At 64.7% G+C, this 19,794-nt stretch carries 21 protein-coding genes; 12 read left to right on the forward strand and 9 right to left on the reverse strand.

Annotation, left to right across the window (positions count from 1 at the left end):
- The first annotated feature begins 13 nt into the window (after nt 1–13).
- From FXB38_RS02880 to FXB38_RS42540, 5 genes are all read left to right on the forward strand, one after another.
- Nucleotides 14–955: a carbohydrate ABC transporter permease gene (locus FXB38_RS02880; RefSeq protein WP_148749264.1), complete on the forward strand. Its 942-nt coding sequence runs from the start codon at nt 14–16 to the stop codon at nt 953–955.
- The gene (locus FXB38_RS02885) at nt 955–1,860 is read left to right on the forward strand and encodes a carbohydrate ABC transporter permease (RefSeq protein WP_148749265.1); all 906 of its coding nucleotides are present in this window, start codon (nt 955–957) and stop codon (nt 1,858–1,860) included. Before FXB38_RS02880 ends, FXB38_RS02885 begins: the two co-directional genes overlap by 1 nt.
- Nucleotides 1,861–1,866: 6 nt before the next feature.
- Nucleotides 1,867–2,967: an ABC transporter ATP-binding protein gene (locus FXB38_RS02890; RefSeq protein WP_148749266.1), complete on the forward strand. Its 1,101-nt coding sequence runs from the start codon at nt 1,867–1,869 to the stop codon at nt 2,965–2,967.
- A gap of 34 nt (nt 2,968–3,001) precedes the next feature.
- Entirely contained in the window at nt 3,002–3,991 is a 990-nt protein-coding gene (locus FXB38_RS02895; RefSeq protein WP_148749267.1) for a hydroxyacid dehydrogenase, read from the forward strand.
- A 166-nt stretch (nt 3,992–4,157) separates the two neighbouring features.
- Nucleotides 4,158–4,643, forward strand: coding sequence for a hypothetical protein (locus FXB38_RS42540; RefSeq protein WP_187434624.1), 486 nt, complete (start codon nt 4,158–4,160; stop codon nt 4,641–4,643).
- Here the strand turns inward: FXB38_RS42540 and FXB38_RS02905 are convergent, their stop codons facing one another.
- The gene (locus tag FXB38_RS02905; protein ID WP_148749356.1) at nt 4,644–5,141 is read right to left on the reverse strand and encodes a DUF1993 domain-containing protein; all 498 of its coding nucleotides are present in this window, start codon (nt 5,139–5,141) and stop codon (nt 4,644–4,646) included.
- A gap of 113 nt (nt 5,142–5,254) precedes the next feature.
- On the opposite strand from FXB38_RS02905, the gene FXB38_RS02910 reads away from it, so the two are divergent.
- The 3 genes from FXB38_RS02910 to FXB38_RS02920 all read left to right on the forward strand — a co-directional run bounded on the left by FXB38_RS02910 (nt 5,255) and on the right by FXB38_RS02920 (nt 7,570).
- On the forward strand, nt 5,255–6,049 hold the full coding sequence (locus FXB38_RS02910) for a transporter substrate-binding domain-containing protein (RefSeq protein ID WP_187434625.1): 795 nt from the start codon (nt 5,255–5,257) through the stop codon (nt 6,047–6,049).
- Nucleotides 6,050–6,217: 168 nt separating this feature from the next.
- A complete protein-coding gene (locus FXB38_RS02915) occupies nt 6,218–7,123 on the forward strand; it encodes a DUF2147 domain-containing protein (RefSeq protein WP_148749268.1) in 906 nt (301 codons plus the stop codon).
- Nucleotides 7,124–7,213: 90 nt separating this feature from the next.
- Entirely contained in the window at nt 7,214–7,570 is a 357-nt protein-coding gene (locus FXB38_RS02920; protein ID WP_148749269.1) for a hypothetical protein, read from the forward strand.
- Here FXB38_RS02920 and FXB38_RS02925 read toward each other — a convergent pair whose 3' ends face one another.
- Together FXB38_RS02925 and FXB38_RS02930 are read right to left on the reverse strand one after the other, a co-directional pair.
- The gene (locus FXB38_RS02925; protein ID WP_148749270.1) at nt 7,571–7,975 is read right to left on the reverse strand and encodes a (R)-mandelonitrile lyase; all 405 of its coding nucleotides are present in this window, start codon (nt 7,973–7,975) and stop codon (nt 7,571–7,573) included.
- A gap of 19 nt (nt 7,976–7,994) precedes the next feature.
- Nucleotides 7,995–8,693: a ribonuclease activity regulator RraA gene (locus tag FXB38_RS02930; protein WP_148749271.1), complete on the reverse strand. Its 699-nt coding sequence runs from the start codon at nt 8,691–8,693 to the stop codon at nt 7,995–7,997.
- Between the two features lie 247 nt (nt 8,694–8,940).
- On the opposite strand from FXB38_RS02930, the gene pxpB reads away from it, so the two are divergent.
- The 3 genes from pxpB to FXB38_RS02945 are packed head-to-tail and all read left to right on the forward strand — an operon-like array spanning nt 8,941 to nt 11,502.
- Nucleotides 8,941–9,672, forward strand: a complete 732-nt coding sequence (gene pxpB / locus FXB38_RS02935) for a 5-oxoprolinase subunit PxpB (RefSeq protein ID WP_148749272.1) — start codon at nt 8,941–8,943, stop codon at nt 9,670–9,672.
- On the forward strand, nt 9,669–10,706 hold the full coding sequence (locus FXB38_RS02940) for a 5-oxoprolinase subunit C family protein (RefSeq protein WP_148749273.1): 1,038 nt from the start codon (nt 9,669–9,671) through the stop codon (nt 10,704–10,706). The genes pxpB and FXB38_RS02940 overlap by 4 nt, the downstream gene beginning before the upstream one ends.
- A 28-nt stretch (nt 10,707–10,734) precedes the next feature.
- Nucleotides 10,735–11,502: a LamB/YcsF family protein gene (locus FXB38_RS02945; protein ID WP_148749274.1), complete on the forward strand. Its 768-nt coding sequence runs from the start codon at nt 10,735–10,737 to the stop codon at nt 11,500–11,502.
- A gap of 130 nt (nt 11,503–11,632) precedes the next feature.
- Here FXB38_RS02945 and FXB38_RS02950 read toward each other — a convergent pair whose 3' ends face one another.
- The 6 genes from FXB38_RS02950 to FXB38_RS02975 form a co-directional block, all read right to left on the reverse strand.
- Entirely contained in the window at nt 11,633–11,785 is a 153-nt protein-coding gene (locus FXB38_RS02950; protein ID WP_187434626.1) for a hypothetical protein, read from the reverse strand.
- Nucleotides 11,786–11,999: 214 nt separating this feature from the next.
- A complete protein-coding gene (locus tag FXB38_RS02955; protein ID WP_148749276.1) occupies nt 12,000–13,613 on the reverse strand; it encodes a sulfite reductase subunit alpha in 1,614 nt (537 codons plus the stop codon).
- Complete coding sequence (locus FXB38_RS02960) at nt 13,610–15,406, reverse strand: NirA family protein (protein WP_148749277.1); 1,797 nt, start codon at nt 15,404–15,406, stop codon at nt 13,610–13,612. Before FXB38_RS02960 ends, FXB38_RS02955 begins: the two co-directional genes overlap by 4 nt.
- Before the next feature lie 13 nt (nt 15,407–15,419).
- A complete protein-coding gene (locus FXB38_RS02965; RefSeq protein WP_148749278.1) occupies nt 15,420–16,250 on the reverse strand; it encodes a formate/nitrite transporter family protein in 831 nt (276 codons plus the stop codon).
- Between the two features lie 351 nt (nt 16,251–16,601).
- Nucleotides 16,602–17,765 (reverse strand): CmpA/NrtA family ABC transporter substrate-binding protein, encoded by a 1,164-nt coding sequence (locus FXB38_RS02970; RefSeq protein ID WP_148749279.1) that lies wholly within the window; start codon nt 17,763–17,765, stop codon nt 16,602–16,604.
- Nucleotides 17,762–18,352 (reverse strand): ANTAR domain-containing response regulator, encoded by a 591-nt coding sequence (locus FXB38_RS02975; protein ID WP_148749280.1) that lies wholly within the window; start codon nt 18,350–18,352, stop codon nt 17,762–17,764. The genes FXB38_RS02970 and FXB38_RS02975 overlap by 4 nt, the downstream gene beginning before the upstream one ends.
- Before the next feature lie 112 nt (nt 18,353–18,464).
- On the opposite strand from FXB38_RS02975, the gene rimO reads away from it, so the two are divergent.
- Nucleotides 18,465–19,790, forward strand: coding sequence for a 30S ribosomal protein S12 methylthiotransferase RimO (gene rimO / locus FXB38_RS02980; RefSeq protein WP_148749281.1), 1,326 nt, complete (start codon nt 18,465–18,467; stop codon nt 19,788–19,790).
- Nucleotides 19,791–19,794: the final 4 nt, after the last annotated feature.

Consider the following 19,794-nt stretch of genomic DNA (forward strand, 5'->3'; position numbering starts at 1 on the left):
GAAAGTCAGATTCATGGCCGATGTCGTCGTAGAGCAAGGTCGCCGCGCTCGTGCCGCAAGCCCCCGCAAAAAGAATGCGAGCCTGCGTAATGTGCTGGGTCGGAAATCGTCCGTGGCGTTCTTCCTGACGCTGCCGCTGATCCTCCTGATCGCGCTGCTCGTGCTCTATCCTGCCTTCTATTCGCTCTACCTGGCGACACTGAACAAGGCGATGACGAAATTCGTCGGCCTCGGCAACTTCACCTTCCTGTTCAAGCGCGAGACGTTCTGGATGGTGGTGAGGCAGTCCTGCATCTTTGCGATCACCGCCGTATTCTTCAAGGCGCTGATCGGCTTCATCGTCGCGCATTTCGTCCACAACATTCCGGGCAAGAAGCAGCGCAAATGGCGCGGCATGCTGCTGGTGCCCTGGGTGATTCCGCCGGCGATGAGCACGCTGGCCTGGCTCTGGCTGTTCGATCCCTCCTACAGCGCCTTCAACTACACGCTCTCCTTCTTCGGCGTCGGTCCGATCCCCTGGCTCGGTGACACCTTCTGGGCGCGCTTCTCCGTGATTCTCGTCAATGTCTGGTACGGCGCGCCGTTCTTCCTGATCATGTATCTCGCCGCGCTGAAATCGGTGCCTGACCAGCTCTACGAGGCCGCCGCCATCGACGGCGCCAACTGGTGGCAGAAGATGTGGTACGTCACGCTGCCGATGATGCGCAACATCATCGCCATCACGACGCTATTCTCGCTGATCGTCACCTTCGCCAATTTCGACATCGTGCGCATCCTGACCTCGGGCGGTCCGCTGGACCGGACGCATCTGTTCGCCACCTGGGCGTTCCAGGTCGGCATCCAGAGCAACGATATCCCGCTCGGCGCCTGCGTCTCGCTGTTCATGGTGCCGATCCTTGCCGTCGCAGCGATCTTCATCCTGCGCGATGTCAATAAACGTGGGAACGAAGCCTGATGAGCACGCTCGTAATCGACAAGGCTGGACCAACTCGCAAGCTCGGCAGCATGAGCCGGGACCGTATCTGGGCGCTGCGCTGGTCCTATTTCTTCCTGGTGCTGTTTGCGATCTTCTTCCTGACGCCGCCGGTCTACATGCTGATCACCTCGCTCAAGAGCAGCGCGGAGATTTCGGCGGCGACCAATCCGTGGTGGGTGTTTCACCCCACTTTGTCGAACTATGTCGAGCTCCTGACCTCGAACCAGTTCCTGCGGTTCTTCTGGAACTCGTCGATCATCTCGATCGTGGTCGTGATCGTCACCATGCTGATCAGCATCCCCGCGGCGTTCGCGTTGGCGCGGATGAAGTTCTGGGGCTCGGCGACGCTCGCGACTGGCGTCTTTCTCACGTACCTCATCCCGGACAGCCTCCTGTTCATTCCGCTGTTCAAGATGCTGGCGGTGATCCAGGACTTCACCGGCATCACGCTGCTGAACCGCTGGTACGTGCTGGTGTTCATCTATCCGACGCTGACCGTGCCGTTCTGCACCTGGATCATGATCGGCTACTTCGCCTCGATCCCGAAGGAGCTCGATGAGGCCGCGATCATCGACGGCGCTTCCTGGCTCCAGACCCTGCTGCGGATCTTCATTCCGGTGGCGCTGCCCGGGTTGATCGCGGCGACGATCTTCGCCTTCACCGTGTCATGGGCCCAGTTCCTCTATCCCCTGGTGTTCACGACGTCGATCGACCAGCTCGTGTTGCCGGTCGGCATCACCACCACGTTGATCAAGGGTGACGTCTTCAACTGGGGTCAGATCATGACCGGCGCACTGCTCGGCGCGGCGCCGCCGCTCGTCATCTACGCCTTCCTGATGGATTACTACATTGCCGGCCTGACCGCCGGCGCGACAAAGGGTTGAATGTTCATGGCTGACGTTGCATTGCGGAAGGTGGTCAAGCGTTACGACGATGTCGAGGCCGTGCGCGGTATCGACCTTGATATCGCCGACCATGAGTTCATCGTGCTGGTCGGGCCCTCCGGCTGCGGCAAGTCGACAACGCTGCGCATGATCGCGGGACTCGAGGATATCAGCGACGGCGACATCATGATCGGCGGCGACATCGTCAACGACGTGCCGCCCAAGGACCGCGACATCGCCATGGTGTTCCAGAACTACGCGCTCTACCCGCACATGACGGTCGCCGAGAACATGTCGTTCGGACTGCGGCTGAAGCATTATCCCAAGGCCGAGATCAAGGCGCGGGTGACGGAAGCCGCACGTCTCCTGGACATCACCGATCTGATCGACCGCAAGCCCAAGCAGCTCTCCGGCGGACAGCGCCAGCGCGTCGCCATGGGGCGCGCCATCGTGCGCAATCCAAAGGTCTTCCTGTTCGACGAGCCGCTGTCCAATCTCGACGCCAAGCTGCGGGTGCAGATGCGGATCGAGATCAAGAAGGTGCACCAGAAGGTGCGCACCACCACCGTCTACGTCACCCACGACCAGGTCGAGGCGATGACGCTGGCCGACCGCGTGGTGGTGATGAACAAGGGTCGCATCGAGCAGATCGGCACGCCGAACGAGCTCTACCACAAGCCGGCGACGCGCTTTGTCGCAGGTTTTATCGGCTCGCCCGCAATGAACTTCATCCCGTGCCGGCTGGAAGATGCCGGCAGCACGCTGCAGATCCGCCTGACCGACCGCATCGCCTTTGCGCTGCCGCCGGCGCGCGCCGCGCGCTACAACGCGTTGCCGCGTACCGACAAGCTCCTGCTCGGGGTCCGGCCGGAGCATCTCACCGAGGCGCACGCGCATCTGGATCCCGGCATCGAGAGCTTCGATACCGTGCTCGACGTGACCGAGCCGATGGGGATGGAGACGCTGGTCTATTTCGGGCTCGACGGCACGCCGGTCTGCGGCCGCGTCAATCCCAATGCCGGCGCCAAGGACGGGGCTCCCATGCGTTTGGCGATGGACCTCAATAACATGCACCTGCTAAACGAGGAGACCGGCGTCGTACTGTGACGCCGCTTCAAGAAACGCAAGCAGGCGGGGAGCAATGGCGACCAACAAGAAGAAGATTTTCGTTACACAAACTTTGTCGCAAGGGGCACGCGCCCTCCTCACCCGGCGGGACGATATCGAGCTCGTCGAGTTTCCGAACCTGATCTCCGCCAAGGATTTCGAGGCCTTGCTCAAGAGCCATGCGCCGGTCCACGGCGTGGCGCTGGGTGCCACGGCCTTCGGCGAGACGGAGCTCCAAGCTTCCCAGGACATGAAGGTGGTGACCCGGATCGGCGTCGGCTACGACGCCGTCGACGTGCCCGCCCTCTCCCGCCGCAAGGTGCCGCTGATGGTCGCGGGCAGCGCCAATTCACCGTCCGTCGCCGAACAAGCCCTGTTCATGATGCTGACGCTGGCCAAGCGCGCGAATGAAATGCACGCCTGCGTCAAGGACGGCCAATGGGCCAACCGCCTCGCCATGCTGCCGTTCGACCTCTACGGCAAGACCGTGCTGATCGTCGGCTTCGGCCGCATCGGCACCCGCACCGCCAAGCGCTGCCTGGCGATGGAGATGAAGGTGGAGGTCTATGATCCCTACAAGGGAGCCGCCGACATCAAGGCCGCCGGCTGCGAGCCGGTCGCGGATCTCGACGCGGCGCTGCCCAACGCAGATTTCGTCACCCTCCACTGCCCGAAGACGCCGGAAACCATCGGCCTGTTCGATGCGGCGCGGATCGGCCGGATGAAGGCAAAATCCTGTCTCATCAACACTGCGCGCGGCGGCATCGTGAAGGAGGCCGCGCTTTACGACGCGCTCGTCTCCGGCAAGCTCGCCGGTGCCGGCATCGACGTGTTCGAAGTCGAACCGCCGCCGGTCAGCAATGTACTGTTCGCGCTGCCCAACGTCATCATGGCCCCGCACGTGGCGGGCGTCACCGTCGAGGCGGTGAGCCGCATGAGCGAGCAGACCGCGCGCAACATCCTGAGTGTACTGGACGGCGATCCGATCCGGCAGAACATCATCAACCAGGACGTGCTGGGCTGAGGTGAATCCGAAGGCGGCCACACCGCCCGCCTTCGGATGGCCAGAATGCGTCCCATTTTGGCGCAGATCGGGCCCCAACTCAGCCTTAATCAAACCCGCGTAATGTATCCGGCCGCGGCGGCAGTGGGACAGACTTTGCCGGCCGCGTCGAGCTGGAGGATGGACCTTGTCAGAGATCGACCCGACCGACCAAGCGCTGGCGACCATCGCGAGCATTTTCGAGCACCCCGAGCCCGTTCTCGTCGTCCGCGACACCGAGACGGAAACGGTGGCTGCCGATGACTATGCGGTCGCAGACGAGCATCATGCCTCCGACGATCATCGAGCCTCCGACGAGCATCCGGTGGTCGAGGAGCAGCCGCTGGTGCCCGACCACACCGACGCCGACGGCTACAGCAAGGTCGGTCCCGGGCCGATGGTGGCGATCCGCCTGAAATGGGCGGTCCATCGCGGCGACGACGGCCAATACTACGTGCACGAAACCATCGGCGAGCAGTCCGCCCCCGTGGTCAGCGGCCCGATGACCAGCGAGGCCGCCGTGCATTTCGTCGACGAACACGAGAACGAGGCCCATCGGCGCTTCGAGCTGCTGCGCAGCGAGATCGCCGGCCGCAGCTCGCTCGCCGACTACGAGCGCAAGGGCGAAGCGTAATTACTTCCTTCCCAGGAAATCCTTCTTCACGAGCTCGACGCCCGCGTGCCGCAGCAGGTCGTACGCGGTCGTGACGTGGAAGAAGAATTGCGGGACGCTGTTGGTGAGCAGCAGCGTCCGCCCGGTAAAGGGCAGCTCGGTCCCATTCTTGAGCCTGAAGAAGACCTTCAGCTCCGCGGCCGCATCGATCTCGGCGCGCGGCAGGCTTTCAATGAATTCGATTGAGGTGGCGATCCGCGCCTGAAGCCCGGCCATGTCGTGCTCCAGCGGCGGCAGCGCGACCGGCTCGCACTGCGCCAGCAAGGCCGGAGCGACGGTGGCGTGGCGGCAGGCCTCGCCGATCTGCTGCGCCAGATCGTACATGTTCGGCGCCATGCGCATGCCGAGCAGGACCGCCGGATTGAACTTGCGGGTCTCCGCACAGGCAACGCCCTTGTCGAGCAGGGCGGAAAGGTTGCGCAGGTAAGGCACGAACAGGCCGACCGAGGCCTCGTACATCGAGATCGTCACTTCAAGATTCCCTTCAATTCCGCCTCGCCAGAAACTGGCATCTGGTCTAAATCCACGTTCAAGAGCTGCACAATGACAGCTTGGGCATAGGTGGAAAAGAGATGACCGTTCGAATAACCGTTCGAATCCTGGCGGCCTTGACCGTGATGTTGCTGGCAAACCTGTCGGCGCACGCGCAGCAGCCGGCGCCCTCGCGCCTCGACGAGATCATCAAGCGCGGCACGTTGCGCGTCGGCATGACCGGCGACTACAAGCCCTTCACCTACCTGGACAAGGCCACGCAGCAGTTCTCCGGTTTTGACGTCGACATGGCGGAGGCGCTGGGCAAGGCGCTCGGCGTCAAGGTCGAATACGTAGCCACCGCCTGGCCGAAGCTGATGAAGGATTTCGAGTCCGACCAGTTCGACATCGCGATGGGCGGCGTCTCGGTCACGCTCGACCGCCAGAAGAAGGGCTATTTCACGATGCCGATCATGCGCGAGGGCAAGACGCCGATCGCGCGCTGCGCCGACGCCGGCAAGTACCAGAGCATCGCCGATATCGACAAGAAGGGCACCCGCGTCATCGTCAATCCCGGCGGGACCAATGAGCGTTTCGCGCGCGCCAACGTCAAGGACGCCGACATTACCGTCTTCCCCGACAACACCGCGATTTTCGACGAGATCGCCAAGGGCAACACCGATCTGATGATGACGGACGCCTCCGAGACCCGCTATCAGCAGAAGCAGCATTCAGGCGTGCTCTGCGCGGTGCACCCCGAAAAACCGTTCGACTTCTCGGAGAAGGCCTACTGGCTCCAGCCCGACGTTGCGCTGAAGGCTTTCGTCGACCAGTGGCTGCACATCTCCATGGAGGACGGCAGCTACAAGAAGATCTACGCCGCCTGGTTCGACTAACTCGCGTTCCTGTCGCTTGCCCGGTCAAACTTTGGGCTGGCTCCGGGTCTATTGAACCCGGAACCGTCGGAAGGCGACTCATACCGAGAAACAGTGATCTAGATCACTTTTCGCGATCGCGGCGGGGCGTAAGCCTCGGTGCGGGGACCACCTGTTCGGGAGATGGAAATGAGGAAGCTGTTGGCCACGGCCGCATTCCTTTTGGCGAGCACGGCTGCGCAGGCGCAGTACACTTTCGAATATGGCGGGCGCACCATCCGCATCGATCCGGACCGCGGCACGGTGCAGATTCCCGGCGTCTACGACAACAGCGGTCAAGGCAAGGCCAAGAAGGCCAAGAAGAACGACACGAAGCCGGACCAGCAGGCGCCGCAGCAGGCTAAGGTCGATCCGCAAACACCGGCTGCCCCGGCTCCGGCGCCTGCTCCAATCGTAGCGCCGCCCGCAGTGGAACAAGCTCCTGCGGCACCTCCCCCCGCAGCCGCGGCACCGCTTCCCGCCGCGCCGCCACCTCCGGCCGCCACGGCAAACAACGCACCGACCGAAGATGCGATGGTGCCGCCGCCTCAACCGGCTCCAAGCGCTGCCCCGGCGGTTGCCGCGGTACCGCCCGCACCGCCTCCGCCGCCGGCTCCGACCGTCGCAGCAGCACCTCCGGCACCGCCCGCGCCAACTGCTCCGGCTCCGGCGCCTGCCCCCGCGCCCGTTCAGGCCGCCGCCGTCGCGCCGCCGGTTCCGGCAGCAGCGCCCACGCGCGATCTCAATTCACCGCTCGGCGTCTGGCTTACCGAGGAGAAGGAAGGCAAGGTCCGCATCGAGCAGTGCGGCAATAACCTCTGCGGCTATTCGGTCGACAGCAAATCGAACCAGAACGGCGAACAGGTCCTGATCAACATGAAGCCCGGTAAGGATCAGAACAAGGACCAGAAATGGTCCGGCCGCATCCTCGATCCCAACACCGGCTCGACCTACGACTCGACGATCGCGCTGAAGGGAGGCGACCGCCTGCGCGTGCAGGGCTGCGCCTTCGGCGGCATGTTCTGCGGCGGCCAGACCTGGACGCGTGTGAACTAGGCTCGCACCTCGCGCGCGTGACGGCCCTCACATCGCCGGTTCCGCACCCGTGACACGATCCCCCGCATGGTCAACCCCAAGGGGCGCGTCATGAACGGATTTCGCACAGCACTCTTCGCCACCATTATCGCCATCGTTGTCCCGCTCGCGCAGGCGGATGCCGCGGGCTCGACTTTCGACGGCGCATGGAATGTCCGCATCGCGTCATCGAGCGAGACCTGCGCCAACGGCGCGACAGTCGCGATCGGGATCAACAACGGTCAGATCGCCTCGAGCAGCGCAGCCGTGACGGCGTCCGGCCGCGTCGCGGATGCCGGCGCCATCAACGTCACGCTGAGCACGGGTATCAAGCACGCCGTCGGCTTCGGCCGGCTCAGCGGCACCTCCGGCTCCGGCACCTGGCGCGGCGCCCTGTGCACAGGAACGTGGACCGCTGAGCGGATGTAATCAGCCGACCGCCACGCCGTATTCGGCGTCCGTCACCGGCTCGAGCCACGTCGAGAACACCCCGTCGAGCGCTTCCTGCATGGCGATGTGGCACATGCTGTTGCCTGGCGAGGCGCCGTGCCAGTGCACTTCACCCGGCGGGATCCACACGGTGTCGCCGGGACGGATTTCCTGGACCGGGCCGCCCTTGGTCTGGACGCGGCCGACACCCGAAATCACGTAGAGCGTCTGCCCGAGCGGATGATGATGCCAGTTGGTGCGGGCGCCCGGCTCGAACGAGACGCGCGAGACGTTCAGCCGCGCCGGCGCAGGCGCCATGTTGATGGGGTCCTGCAGCACGGTGCCGGTGAAGTGTTCCTTGGGCGCGCGGCGGGTCGGTCGCGTGCCTGCGAGCGTGATATCCATTGGGGGTCCTCGTTTCCTGTTACTTCTTGCTGGCGGCGTAGCGCGCCTTGGTCTCGGCGTTCATGGGATAGAGGCCCGGCAGCGCCGCGCCGTTGTTCACCTCGTTGACGATCCAGGCTTCCATCCGCTCCTGCTCGACGCCTTCATTGAGCACGTGTTCGAGCATCGCCTGCGGGATCAGCACGCAGCCGTCCTGGTCGGCGACCACGATGTCGTTCGGGAACACGGCGACGCCGCCGCAGCCGATCGGCTCACCCCAGCCGACGAAGGTGAGGCCCGCAACCGACGGCGGCGCGGCATAGCCGTCGCACCACACCGGAAGATGGGTGCCGAGCGTGCCCTCGACGTCACGCACGACGCCATCGGTGACGAGCGCGGTGACGCCGCGCTTCATCATGCGGGCGCAGAGAATGTCGCCGAAGATGCCGGCGTCAGTAATGCCCATGGCGTCGACCACGGCGATGCAGCCTTCCGGCATCGCCTCGATCGCGGTGCGGGTCGAGATCGGTGACGACCAGGATTCCGGCGTCGCCAGATCCTCGCGCGCCGGGACGAAGCGCAGCGTGAAGGCAGGGCCCACCAGGCGCGGCAGGCCCGGGCGCAGCGGACGCGCGCCGCGCATCCACACATTGCGCAGGCCCTTCTTCAGCAGGACCGTGGTGATGGTGGCAGTGGTGATGCCGGCGAGGGTCTTGCGGGCTTCGAGGGACAGCGACATGGAAACAGACGAGCTCCGGATGGGCGGGAAAGAACGCGCGCATCTTGCGAGCCGCGCGCCTGCCGTCAAGGCCCAAAGCCCTGACAAGAACGCGGCCCAGCCGGGCTGTTATGCGACGCGATAACAAGGCTTTATCGCGACCCCTTGCATTAATTTATTGGACTTGCGGGCGCATTTACGCGAAGCAGGGTGATGCGGAACTCAAGGCCGAGCCCGCGCTTTTCCAAAGGCCCGATGTCGACATCTCATGGCCGCGACGCTTCCCCCGCCCCGCCTTCTGCCCAATGGCGACAGCGCCGTCACGGTCGAGTTCAGCCGCACCATTGACGACGCCGCAAACGAGCGCGTGCTCGCGCTTGACAAGACGCTGCTGGCCACACCCATCGAGGGCATCTCCGAGACCATCCCGACCTATCGCTCGCTGCTGGTGCATTACGATCCGGGCAAGATCGGGTTTGACGCGCTGTGCGAAAAGCTGCTCCCGATCGCTGGCCGGCCGCTGCCGCCGTCGACCAAGGCGCGGCGCTGGCGCATTCCCGTCGCCTATGGCGGCGAGCACGGCATCGACCTCGAGGATGTCGCGAAAGCGCTGAACACCACGCCCGACGACATCGTCGCCCGTCACGCCGGCGGCGACTATCGCGTTGCCATGATCGGCTTCACGCCGGGCTGGTCTTATCTCAGCGGCCTCGACAAATCGCTGCACATGTCACGGCGGCAGAACCCGCGGCTGTTGACGCCTGCCGGCACGATCTCGATCGGCGGCATCCAGGCCGGGATCCAGTGCCTGGCAGCGCCCAGCGGCTGGCACCTGCTTGGCCGCACGCCGGTCAGAACCTACCAGCTCCACCGGAATCCGACCTTCCTGACCGAACCCGGTGATCGCGTGACGTTTTTTGCCATCGACCACAAGACGTTCGAGGAGCAGGACCGCGCCGCGGAAGCCGGCGAGATCATCGCCGAGCGGGTAGACGCATGAGCCGGCTCATCGTCGCCAGCATTGGACCGGCAAGCTCCGTCCAGGACGGTGGACGCTACGGCGCGCAGCGCTATGGCCTGACGGTCAGCGGCGCGATGGACCGGCTGGCGCTGGCGGCGGCGAACACGCTGGTCGGCAACGAGCCGCTCGCTGCCGCGGTCGAGATCGGCCCGTTCGGCGCCACGTTCACGGCCAAGGATGGCGCCGTGCGCCTCGCCATCGCGGGCGCACCGCGCAACGCCGACGTCGCCGGGCGGCCGGTGGCCATGGAGACATCCGTCACGCTGAAGGACGGCGAGACACTGACGCTGGGTTTCGCCCGCGGCGGCGCATTCACTTATCTCGCGATCGAAGGCGCCATCAAGGGCGAGCTGGTGTTCGGCAGCCTCGCGGTCAATGCCCGCGCCGGTCTCGGCAGTCCCTACCCGCGCCCGCTCCAGGCCGGCGATGAGCTCACGGTCGATGCCGCGAGCGGCGCGCCGGAATTGCGGATCGAAATGCCGAAGCCTGTGAGCGGTCCGATCCGCGTCGTGCTGGGGCCGCAGGACGACGAGTTCGATGACGCCAACAAGGCGCTGTTCCTCGACAGCGAGTGGAAGATCTCGGCGACCTCCGATCGCATGGGCTACCGGCTCGAAGGTCCCGCGATCAAGCATCTGCACGGCCACAACATCGTCTCCGACGGCACCGTCAACGGCAGCATCCAGGTGCCCGGCAACGGCGCCCCGATCGCGCTGATGATGGATCGCGGCACCTCCGGCGGCTATCCCAAGATCGCAACCGTGATCACGGCCGATATCGGGCGGCTCGCCCAGACCTCGGCCGGAACGGCGTTCCGCTTCAAGGCCGTCCCCATGGCCGAGGCGCAGGAGGAGGCACGCAAATTTCAACAGCTGATCCGCACCCTGCCCGATCGCCTGCGCTCGTCCGACACGGTCGAGCTCAACATCGAGGCGCTCAGCGATGCCAACGTCGCGGGCTATGCGGTGAGCGCGATGGATGCCGGGACCTGGCAGGTGACGGCCGAGCCTTAGACAACAAGACCAAAGGCGGAGAGCAACCATGAAGACGATCGATCTCAATTGCGACCTCGGCGAAGGTTTTGGCGCGTGGGAGATGGGCAACGACGCCGCCATGATCGACCTCGCTAGCTCGGTCAACGTCGCCTGCGGCTTCCATGCCGGCGACCCCGACATCATGCGGCGGACGGTCGAGCTGGCGAAAGCGCGCGGTGTCTCCGTCGGCGCTCACCCCGGCTACCGCGACCTGCACGGTTTTGGCCGGCATCCGATCGCCGGCCTGAAGTCATCCGAGATCGAGAACCTCGTCGCCTACCAGATCGGCGCTCTGCAGGCGATCGCGACCGCGGCCGGCCACAAGGTCACCCATGTGAAGGCGCATGGCGCGCTGTCCAACGTCGCCTGCGAGGACGACATGACAGCGAAGGCGATTGCCGCCGGCATCAGGGCGGTCGACCCCAGCCTGATCTTCGTGGTGCTTGCCAACTCGAAGCTGGTGAAGGCCGGCGAAGAGGCCAACCTGCCGATGGTGCACGAGGTGTTCGCCGACCGCGCCTATGAGGACGACGGCAACCTGGTCTCGCGCAAGAAGCCCGGTGCGGTGCTGCACGATGCCAAGGCGATCGCCGATCGCGTGGTGCGCATGGTGCAGGATGGTGCGGTGGTCTCGGTGACGGGCAAGGTCATCAAGATGCGCACGGACACGGTGTGCATCCATGGCGATACGCACGGTGCGGTCGAGATCGCACAGACCTTGCGTCAGTCCTTGAAGGATGCGGGCATCGAGGTCGCGCCGTTCAAGCGCGGGTGAGACAAACTCGGTGCTGTAGGGTGGGCAAAGCGAAGCGTGCCCACCACGTCGATGTCGCATGTCGAGAGATGGTGGGCACGGCGCGCGAAGGGCGCGCCTTTGCCCACCCTACGAGAGCGGTGACGCCTCGTTAGAACGGATGCACCGACAACGTGCCGAACACGATCGCGGCGATGACGGCGAAGGCGCTGTAGAGCCCGATGTGATGGGCGTTCGCCGCGGTCCGGCGCGAGAGCGAGCGCGCGTAGAAGTGCAGCCTGGCTTCCGCCGACAGTTCGCGCATGGTCGATCTCCAACGCCGCATTTGCGGGATTATGAAGGATCGACCCGGGTAGCGGGCAAGACGGCCGCGCAAATAGCGATATCGGTGCTCTGAAGACCGCACATCGCAGTTACAAATTCTCTGCACCCGCGGGTTCCGAGAATCTTATTCGTTAAACTCCGAGCCAGCTGGAACCGGCTCGGATGACACGGGAATGACAGCGGGGGAAAAGGGCTTAGTAGACGTCAGCCTGGAAGCGGCCCTTCTTCTTGAGATCGGCGACAAAACTGACGGCCTCATCGGTCGAGCGTGCGCCGAACTGGGCGACGATGTCGACCAGCGCGCGCTCGACATCCTTGGCCATGCGCTTGGCATCGCCGCAGATGTAGAGATGGGCGCCCTCGGCAAGCCACGTCCAGACCTCGCGGCCGAGCTCGCGCATACGGTCCTGCACGTAAAACTTCTTCTCGCCGTCGCGCGACCAGGCGAGCGACAGGCGCGTCAGAAGGCCTGAGGTCTTCATCGCGTTGAGCTCGTCGCGATAGAAGAAATCGCAATCGCTGCGCTGATGGCCGAAGAACAGCCAGTTCTTGCCCTGCGCGCCGGTCGCCTTGCGGTCGAGCAGGAAGGCGCGGAACGGCGCAATGCCGGTGCCGGGGCCGATCATGATGACCGGAATCTTCGGATCCTCCGGCAGGCCGAAACCGTGCGCCTTCTGCACATAGACCTTGAGCTTGTCGCCCTCGTTGATGCGCTCGCCGAGGAAGGTCGAGGCGACGCCGACGCGCTTGCGCTTGCCGATGACGTAACGCACGGAATCGACCGTCAGCGACAGCTTTCCGGGCGTCGCATTGTGCGACGACGAGATCGAGTAGAGCCGCGGCTGCAGCGGCTCCAGCGCCTCGACGAAGGCTTCCGGATGCGGCCGCGTGCCCGAGAATTTCTGCAGCGCAGCCATCACGTCGAGCGTTGCCGCATCGCCATCGGGATCCTCGCCCTGCGCCAGCGCTCGCGCCTTCTCGCGCTGCGCACCGCCGGTGATGAAGGAGAGCAGCTCGAACAGCTTGTCCGGCGCCGGCGACAGCGAGACGTCCTCGACCAGCGCCTCGCGCAGCGTCTTGTTGTTGACCTTGGTGGTGTGGGACGCCCCGAGCAGCGCGATGATCTGGTCGACGAGACCGAGGTCGTTGCGCGCGAACACGCCAAAGCTGTCGCCCACGACGTAGTCGAGCTTGCTCTCGGAGAGATCGAACTCGACGTGATAAGTCTCCTTCTCCGAAGCGCCCTTGTTGAGCAGGTGCCGCGACAGGAAGGTCGCTTCAGCCGGATTTTCGCGGGCGCGGCCGGGCGCGGCCTTCACCTCCGGTGCAGCCGGTGCACTCGCGACCGCGGCCGCCCCTGCCGCAGGCTTTGCGGCCGGCACCTTGTCGACCTCCTCGAAAAGCTGCTTGAGCATCCGCGCCGTCTCCTTGCCGCCGGGGGCGCAGAGGTTGAGGCGCGCTTCGCTCTTGTTGGCGATCGAGTCCGAATAGTCGGCGCAATTGTAGCCGCACTGACCGCAATCCTGCTGCGCCATCGCGGCCATCATGCGGCGGCGGAGCGGACGTCCTTCCGCGAGCTTCATGCGGTCGGCGATCGCCATCGCCGGATCGTGCCAGGGGGCCTCCCCGTCATCGCCGTCGCCTTGCGGGCCGAGCATGACTCCGTTCTCGATCGGCGACAGCGCCGTCGAGCCGTCGAGGCCGAGCATGCCGACGAGAAACCCGTTCAGCCACAGCCGCTGGCCCTCGCTGAACGGGGCATTGGCCGGAATGATCTCGATCGTGGGAGGCAGGGTCATCTGGGTCATGCTGCTACTTCCGCTTCGGCGAGTTTGCGCAGGGCTTCACCGTCGTGACGACGGGAGAAGGTCAGGAACGTCTCTTCCGGCGAGGCGCGGTTGGCGAGATAGGCCTTGAGCAGGCTCTCGACGATCTTCGGAGCATCCTCGGCCTTCACGTTTTGAAACACCTCCTGCCCGATATCGGCATCGGGACCGAACCCGCCGCCGGTGAAGAGGTGATAACCCTCGACCGTGTCCTCTTCGCTCGCGCCTGGCACCTTGGCCGCGATCAGGCCGATGTCGGAGATGTAGTGCTGCGCGCAGGAGTGATGGCAGCCGGTCAGATGGATGTTGAGCGGCGTATCGAGATTGACGCGCTCGTCGCACCAGTCGCCGATCGCGGCGGCATGACGCTTGGTGTCGGAGGCCGCGAACTTGCACCCGGCGTTGCCGGTGCAGGCGATCAGGCCGGCGCGGACGTTCGAGACTTCAGTGGCGAGGCCGAGCTTCTCGACCGCGGCGGTGACGAGCGCGACATTCTCGTCGCGCACGCCCGAGATCAGCAAGTTCTGCCAGACCGTGAGGCGGATATCGCCGTCGCCGAGATCCTGCGAAATCTTCGCGAGGCCGCGCATCTGCCCGCAGGTGAGCTTGCCGACCGGCAGCGCCACGCCGACCCAGTTGAGCCCGGCCTGCTTCTGCTTGTGCACGCCGATATGGGCCATGCGGTCGGACAAGGGGCGCGACAGAAGCGCCTCGGCCGGCACGCGTGCGAAAGGCTTCTTCAGCCGCTCCTCGACCAGCTTGAGGAAGCCGTCGTGCCCCATATTGTCCAGCACGTATTTCAGCCGCGCCTTGTTGCGGTTGGTGCGGTCTCCGTGCTCGATGAAGACGCGCACGATGGCGTCGGCAACAGCGGTCGCGTCCTCAGGACGAACGACGATGCCCGAATATTTCGCAAAATCCTTGTGACCGGTGATGCCGCCAAGGCCGAGCTTGAACCAGATTCCGGGTTCGACGCCAAAGCCGTCCTTCACCTCGACCGCAGTGAAAGCGATGTCGTTGGTCTCCTCCAGCGCGGCGATCTTGCCGGCACCGTCGAAGGCAACGTTGAACTTACGCGGCAGGCCAAACAGCGAGCGGTCGTTGAGGATGTGGTAGTGCCATTCGCGTGCATAGGGGCGCGTGTCGAGCAGCTCCTGCGGATCGATGCCGGCCGTCGGCGTGCCCGTGACGTTGCGGATGTTGTCGGCGCCGGCGCCGCGCGAGCACAGGCCGATGTCCTGGACGCCCTCGATCAGCGCCACCGCGTTCTTCGGCTCGATCTCGCGGATCTGGAAGTTGGCGCGAGTGGTGACGTGGGTGTAGCCGCCGCCACAGCTTTCCGCGATGTCGGCGAGGCCCGACATCTGCCAGTGCTTCAAAATGCCGTTGGGAATGCGCAGGCGGGCCATGTAGGAGGTCTGCGTCGGCGCGACCCAGAAGATGCCGTAATAGCGCCAGCGGAAATTGTCCGCCGGCGTCGGGTTGGCGTTGTTGCGCGCCTGGTCCTTCAAGCGATCATAGGCATCGAACGGATGCAGCTCGCGCTTGAACTTCTCCTGGTCGGCGAGCTTCTTGCCCGCCGCCGTGAGCTTGTCCTGGGCCTTGATCGCCGCAGCGTCCGGCCCCATCGGCTCCGAGGGAGCGTTGGCCGCAGGCGCGCCGCCGGCTGCAAAGGCGCGCCCGACACGTCCGACCTGCATGCCGGACATGAAACCTTCGAGGTAGCGCTTCTGCTCGTCGGAGAAATCGGCCGTGGGTGCTGTATCGAATTTCATGGGCTGAATAGACCTACTCTGCTGCCTGGACCGCGACCTGCGCGACGTCGGCCGTGGGCTTGGCGGGCTTGTACGTGGCGTAGAGCGCAAGGCCGGTGAAGACGAAGCCGCCGACGAGATTGCCGAGCGTCACCGGGATCTGATTCCACAGCCACCAGTCGGAGAGGCTGACCTTGGCGCCCAGCAGCATGCCGGTCGGGATGACGAACATGTTGACGACGGCGTGCTCGAAGCCGAGCGCGAAGAACAGGAAGATCGGCAGCCAGGTCGCCGCGATCTTGCCGACCGTGGAGGTCGAGGTCATCGCCATGACGACGCCGAGGCAAACCAGCCAGTTGCAGAGGATCGCCTTGACGAAGACGGAGACCATGCCCGCGGTGCCGATCGCGGCATTGCCGATGGTCTTGGCTTCGGCCACCGCAACGATCCGGGCGGCGACGCCAGCGACCTCGACCTTGCCCATGTTAGTGAGCGAGATCGCGATCAACACGCCGAAAGCGAGGCTGCCGAGCAGATTGGCGATGAAGACCCAGGACCAGTTGGAGATCACCGCATTCCAGCTCGCCTTGCCCTCGAGGCGCGCCAGCGGAATGATGGCGAAGCTGCCGGTGACGAGCTCGAGGCCGAGCAGAACGATCATCACGAGGCTGACGGGAAAGATCAGCGCGCCGACGAGAGGCTGGCCGGTGGTGAGAGCGCCGCTGAAGGCGAGCGTGGTGGCGGCGCCGAGCAGCGCACCGGAAATCGCGCCGCGGATCATGATGTCGCGCGGGGCCAGCGCCAGCTTCTTCAGGCTGGCATCGACCATCGAGGCCACAACGTCGGAGGGTTTCGCGTAATCCATATCGAAGCTCCAGCTTGCCGCGCGAAAGGCGGCGTCAACGGGTTGAACGGACGTCGATCGCTGGGAGGCGGTTGGAGGCGCATAAGCGCCCAGCCGGAACCCGGAACGATCCGATCAGCTTCGTTGCTGCGGAAATCCACCATGGACTGGAGCCGCCGGCGCCCACGCCGGACGGCTTGGGTTCTCCCTATTCAAGGAGTGTGCCAACGCAACATAAACGGCAAAGCCGTATAAGATCAGTAGTTTAGGATTGTGTGCAGTGCATGAAGTGGACCGCAATTCATGCCACTTCGGGCAGCAATAGCCCAAAGATTAAGCTTCGAATCGATGTGATTAAGAAATGAGCAGGCCTTATGGAGCCCGTCTCCCGACCTCGAACGAGGACAGATAGCCGCCGAGATCGGCGGGATCGAAGGCCGGTCCGGCGAAGGCCCTGAACGGCGTGCTAGCCTGACCGTCTCCGCTGTGGCCCAAGGCAGCATCGTAGAGATCCGGCCGGAACACGGCCATGGCGGTCTTGAGCGCCTCAGCGCTCAGCGCCGTCTGCCCCCAGCGCACCATCTGCGCATAGAGCCAGGCAGCCTGGACCGGCTCTGGGCGCCCTGCCCCTTCGCGTCCGACCAGCAGGTAGCGAGCACTTTCACGGAACGTACCGTCGGGCGAAATCTTCAGCCGCCCCGTGAGCGTGCGCTGGATGACTTCGGCATCGACGCCGATCCGTTCAGGCTGCGCCAGGATATGCGATGTCTCGGCGAGGTTTGCGGTCTCCTCGATGAATTCGGTCCCCTTCACCGCCGCGCGCACCAGCGCCGCGACCACGTCCGGATGCTTGTCGGCCCAGATCTGGCGCACCGCCAGCACCTTCTCCGCTGCGCGCACCAGGATATCGGACACGAAATGCAGGATGTGGCCGATGCCGAGATCGACGGCGACCGAATTCCAGGGCGCGCCGACGCAGAAGGCATCGACATGACCGTTGGCGAGGCTGTCGACCATGTAGGGCGGCGGGAGCACCACCAGACGCACGTCCTCATCGGGATCGACGCCGGCCGCCGCCATCCAGAACCGCAGTTGGTAATTGTGGGTCGAGAACGGAAAGGTCATGCCGAAGGTCAGCGGGTCGGCACCCGCCTTGCGCCGCTTGGCCACCACCTTCGCCAGTGCTTTCGCGGTCGCGAGCGGATCGAAACGATCGCCGTCGATCTCCTCCATCAGCGCGGCAAGGAGTGCCGGCGACACCGTGATCGCATTGCCGTTGATGCCGAGACTGAAGGGCGCCACGATCGGCACCTTGACGTGGCCGAGCCCGAGCGAGGACGCGATCGCCACGGGCGCGAGCAGATGCGCGGCGTCGAACAGGCCGATGTTGAGCTTGTCGCGGACGTTGGACCAGGACACCTCGCGCACCAGCTCGACCTCGAGACCCTCGGCGGCGGCAAAGCCCTTGTCCACGGCGATGATCAGGGCGGCGGCATCGACCAGCGGGATGAACCCGATGCGGAGGGTCGCGGTCATTTCAGCATCTCCGACGCGGTGATGATCGACTGCGCGATCTCGCCGATCTTCTTCTTCTCGCGCATGGCGGTGGAACGCAGCAGCACGTAGGCCTCGTCCTCGTTGAGGCCCTTGACCTTCATCAGGATTCCCTTGGCCTTCTCGATGATCTTGCGGTCCTCGAGCTGCGACTTGGTCCGCTCCAGCTCCTCCTGGAGTTTTGCGAAAGCGTTGAAGCGCGACACGCAGAGGTCGAGGATCGGCTTGATGCGCTCCTTCTTCAACCCGTCGACGATGTAGGCGGACACCCCTGCCTCCACGGAGGCCTGGATCGAGGATGAATCGCTCTGGTCGACGAACATCGCGATCGGCCGCCGCACGGCGCGGCTGACCTGGAACATCGCCTCCAGCACGTCGCGGCTGGGGTTTTCCAGATCGATCAGGATGATGTCGGGGTCAACGGCGTAGATACGCGCAAGAAGGCTCTGCATCTCGCGGATATGGACGATTTGCGTGAATCCGGCCTCCCGCAATCCTTCCTCGAGGATCGCGGCCCGGATCGGGCTCTCGTCGACAATCACGATTTTAGGCGACTGTTCGGCGCTCATAGCTCACTCGCAACCCGGCGATTCATCCATAGCATGCCGAACGGCGATGCAAAGGGTTGTAATTATGAGCAATTGGGATTAGCTCAAGCCCGTCAATCAGGCAGATTTGGATATGGATCAGACGGCTGCGCCCAAGGTCAGCTTCGTGTCGCTCGGGTGTCCCAAGGCATTGGTGGATTCCGAGCGCATCATCACGCGCCTGCGCGCCGAGGGCTATGAGCTCGCCCGCAAGCATGACGGCGCCGACATCGTCATCGTCAACACCTGTGGCTTCCTCGACAGCGCCAAGCAGGAATCGCTCTCGGCGATCGGCGAGGCCATGGCCGAGAACGGCAAGGTGATCGTGACAGGCTGCATGGGCGCCGAGCCCGAGCAGATCGAGGAGGCCTATCCCGGCGTGCTCTCCATCACCGGCCCGCAGCAATATGAGAGCGTGCTCGACGCCGTCCATCGCGCGCTGCCGCCGGCGCATAATCCGCATCTCGACCTGGTGCCGCCGCAGGGCATCAAGCTGACGCCGCGGCACTATGCGTATTTGAAGATCTCCGAAGGCTGCAACAACCGCTGCACGTTCTGCATCATCCCGAAACTGCGCGGCGATCTGGTCTCGCGTCCGGCCAATGACGTGCTGCGCGAGGCTGAGCGCCTGGTCGGCGCCGGCGTCAAGGAGCTGCTGGTGATCTCGCAGGACACCTCGGCCTACGGCGTCGATCTCAAGTATGCCGAGAGTCCGTGGAAGGATCGACCGGTCCGCGCAAAATTCCTCGACCTCGCCCGCGAGCTCGGCGAGCTCGGCGCCTGGGTCCGGCTGCAATATGTCTACCCCTACCCGCATGTCGACGAGGTCATCGCACTGATGAACGAGGGCAAAGTGCTGCCCTATCTCGACATCCCGTTCCAGCATGCGAGTCCCGAGGTGCTGAAGGCGATGAAGCGCCCCGCTGCACAGGACAAGACCCTGGCGCGCATCAAGCGCTGGCGCGAGGAATGCCCCGATCTGGCGCTGCGCTCGACCTTCATCGTCGGCTTCCCCGGCGAGACCGACGCCGATTTTGCCTATCTGCTCGACTGGCTCGATGAAGCCGAGATCGATCGCCTCGGCTGCTTCAAATACGAGCCGGTTGCGGGCGCGACGTCGAACGCGCTCGAAGGTGCTGTGCCCGCCGAGATCAAGCAGGAGCGCTACAACGCGCTGATGGCGCGCCAGCAGAAGATCTCGGCGCGCAGGCTGAAGCGCAAGGTCGGCACGCGCCAGCAGATCATCATCGACGAGGTTGGTCCGACGGTGGCCAAGGGTCGCTCCAAGGCCGATGCGCCGGAGATCGACGGCGCGGTGTATCTGACGAGCCGCCGCCCCTTGCGCGTCGGCGAGATCGTCACCGCGAAGATCGAGCGCGCCGACCAGTACGACCTGCACGGCAGCGTCGCGGGATTCTGACGCT

The organism is Bradyrhizobium cytisi, from assembly GCF_008123515.1.
Classification (GTDB): Bacteria; Pseudomonadota; Alphaproteobacteria; order Rhizobiales; family Xanthobacteraceae; genus Bradyrhizobium; species Bradyrhizobium cytisi.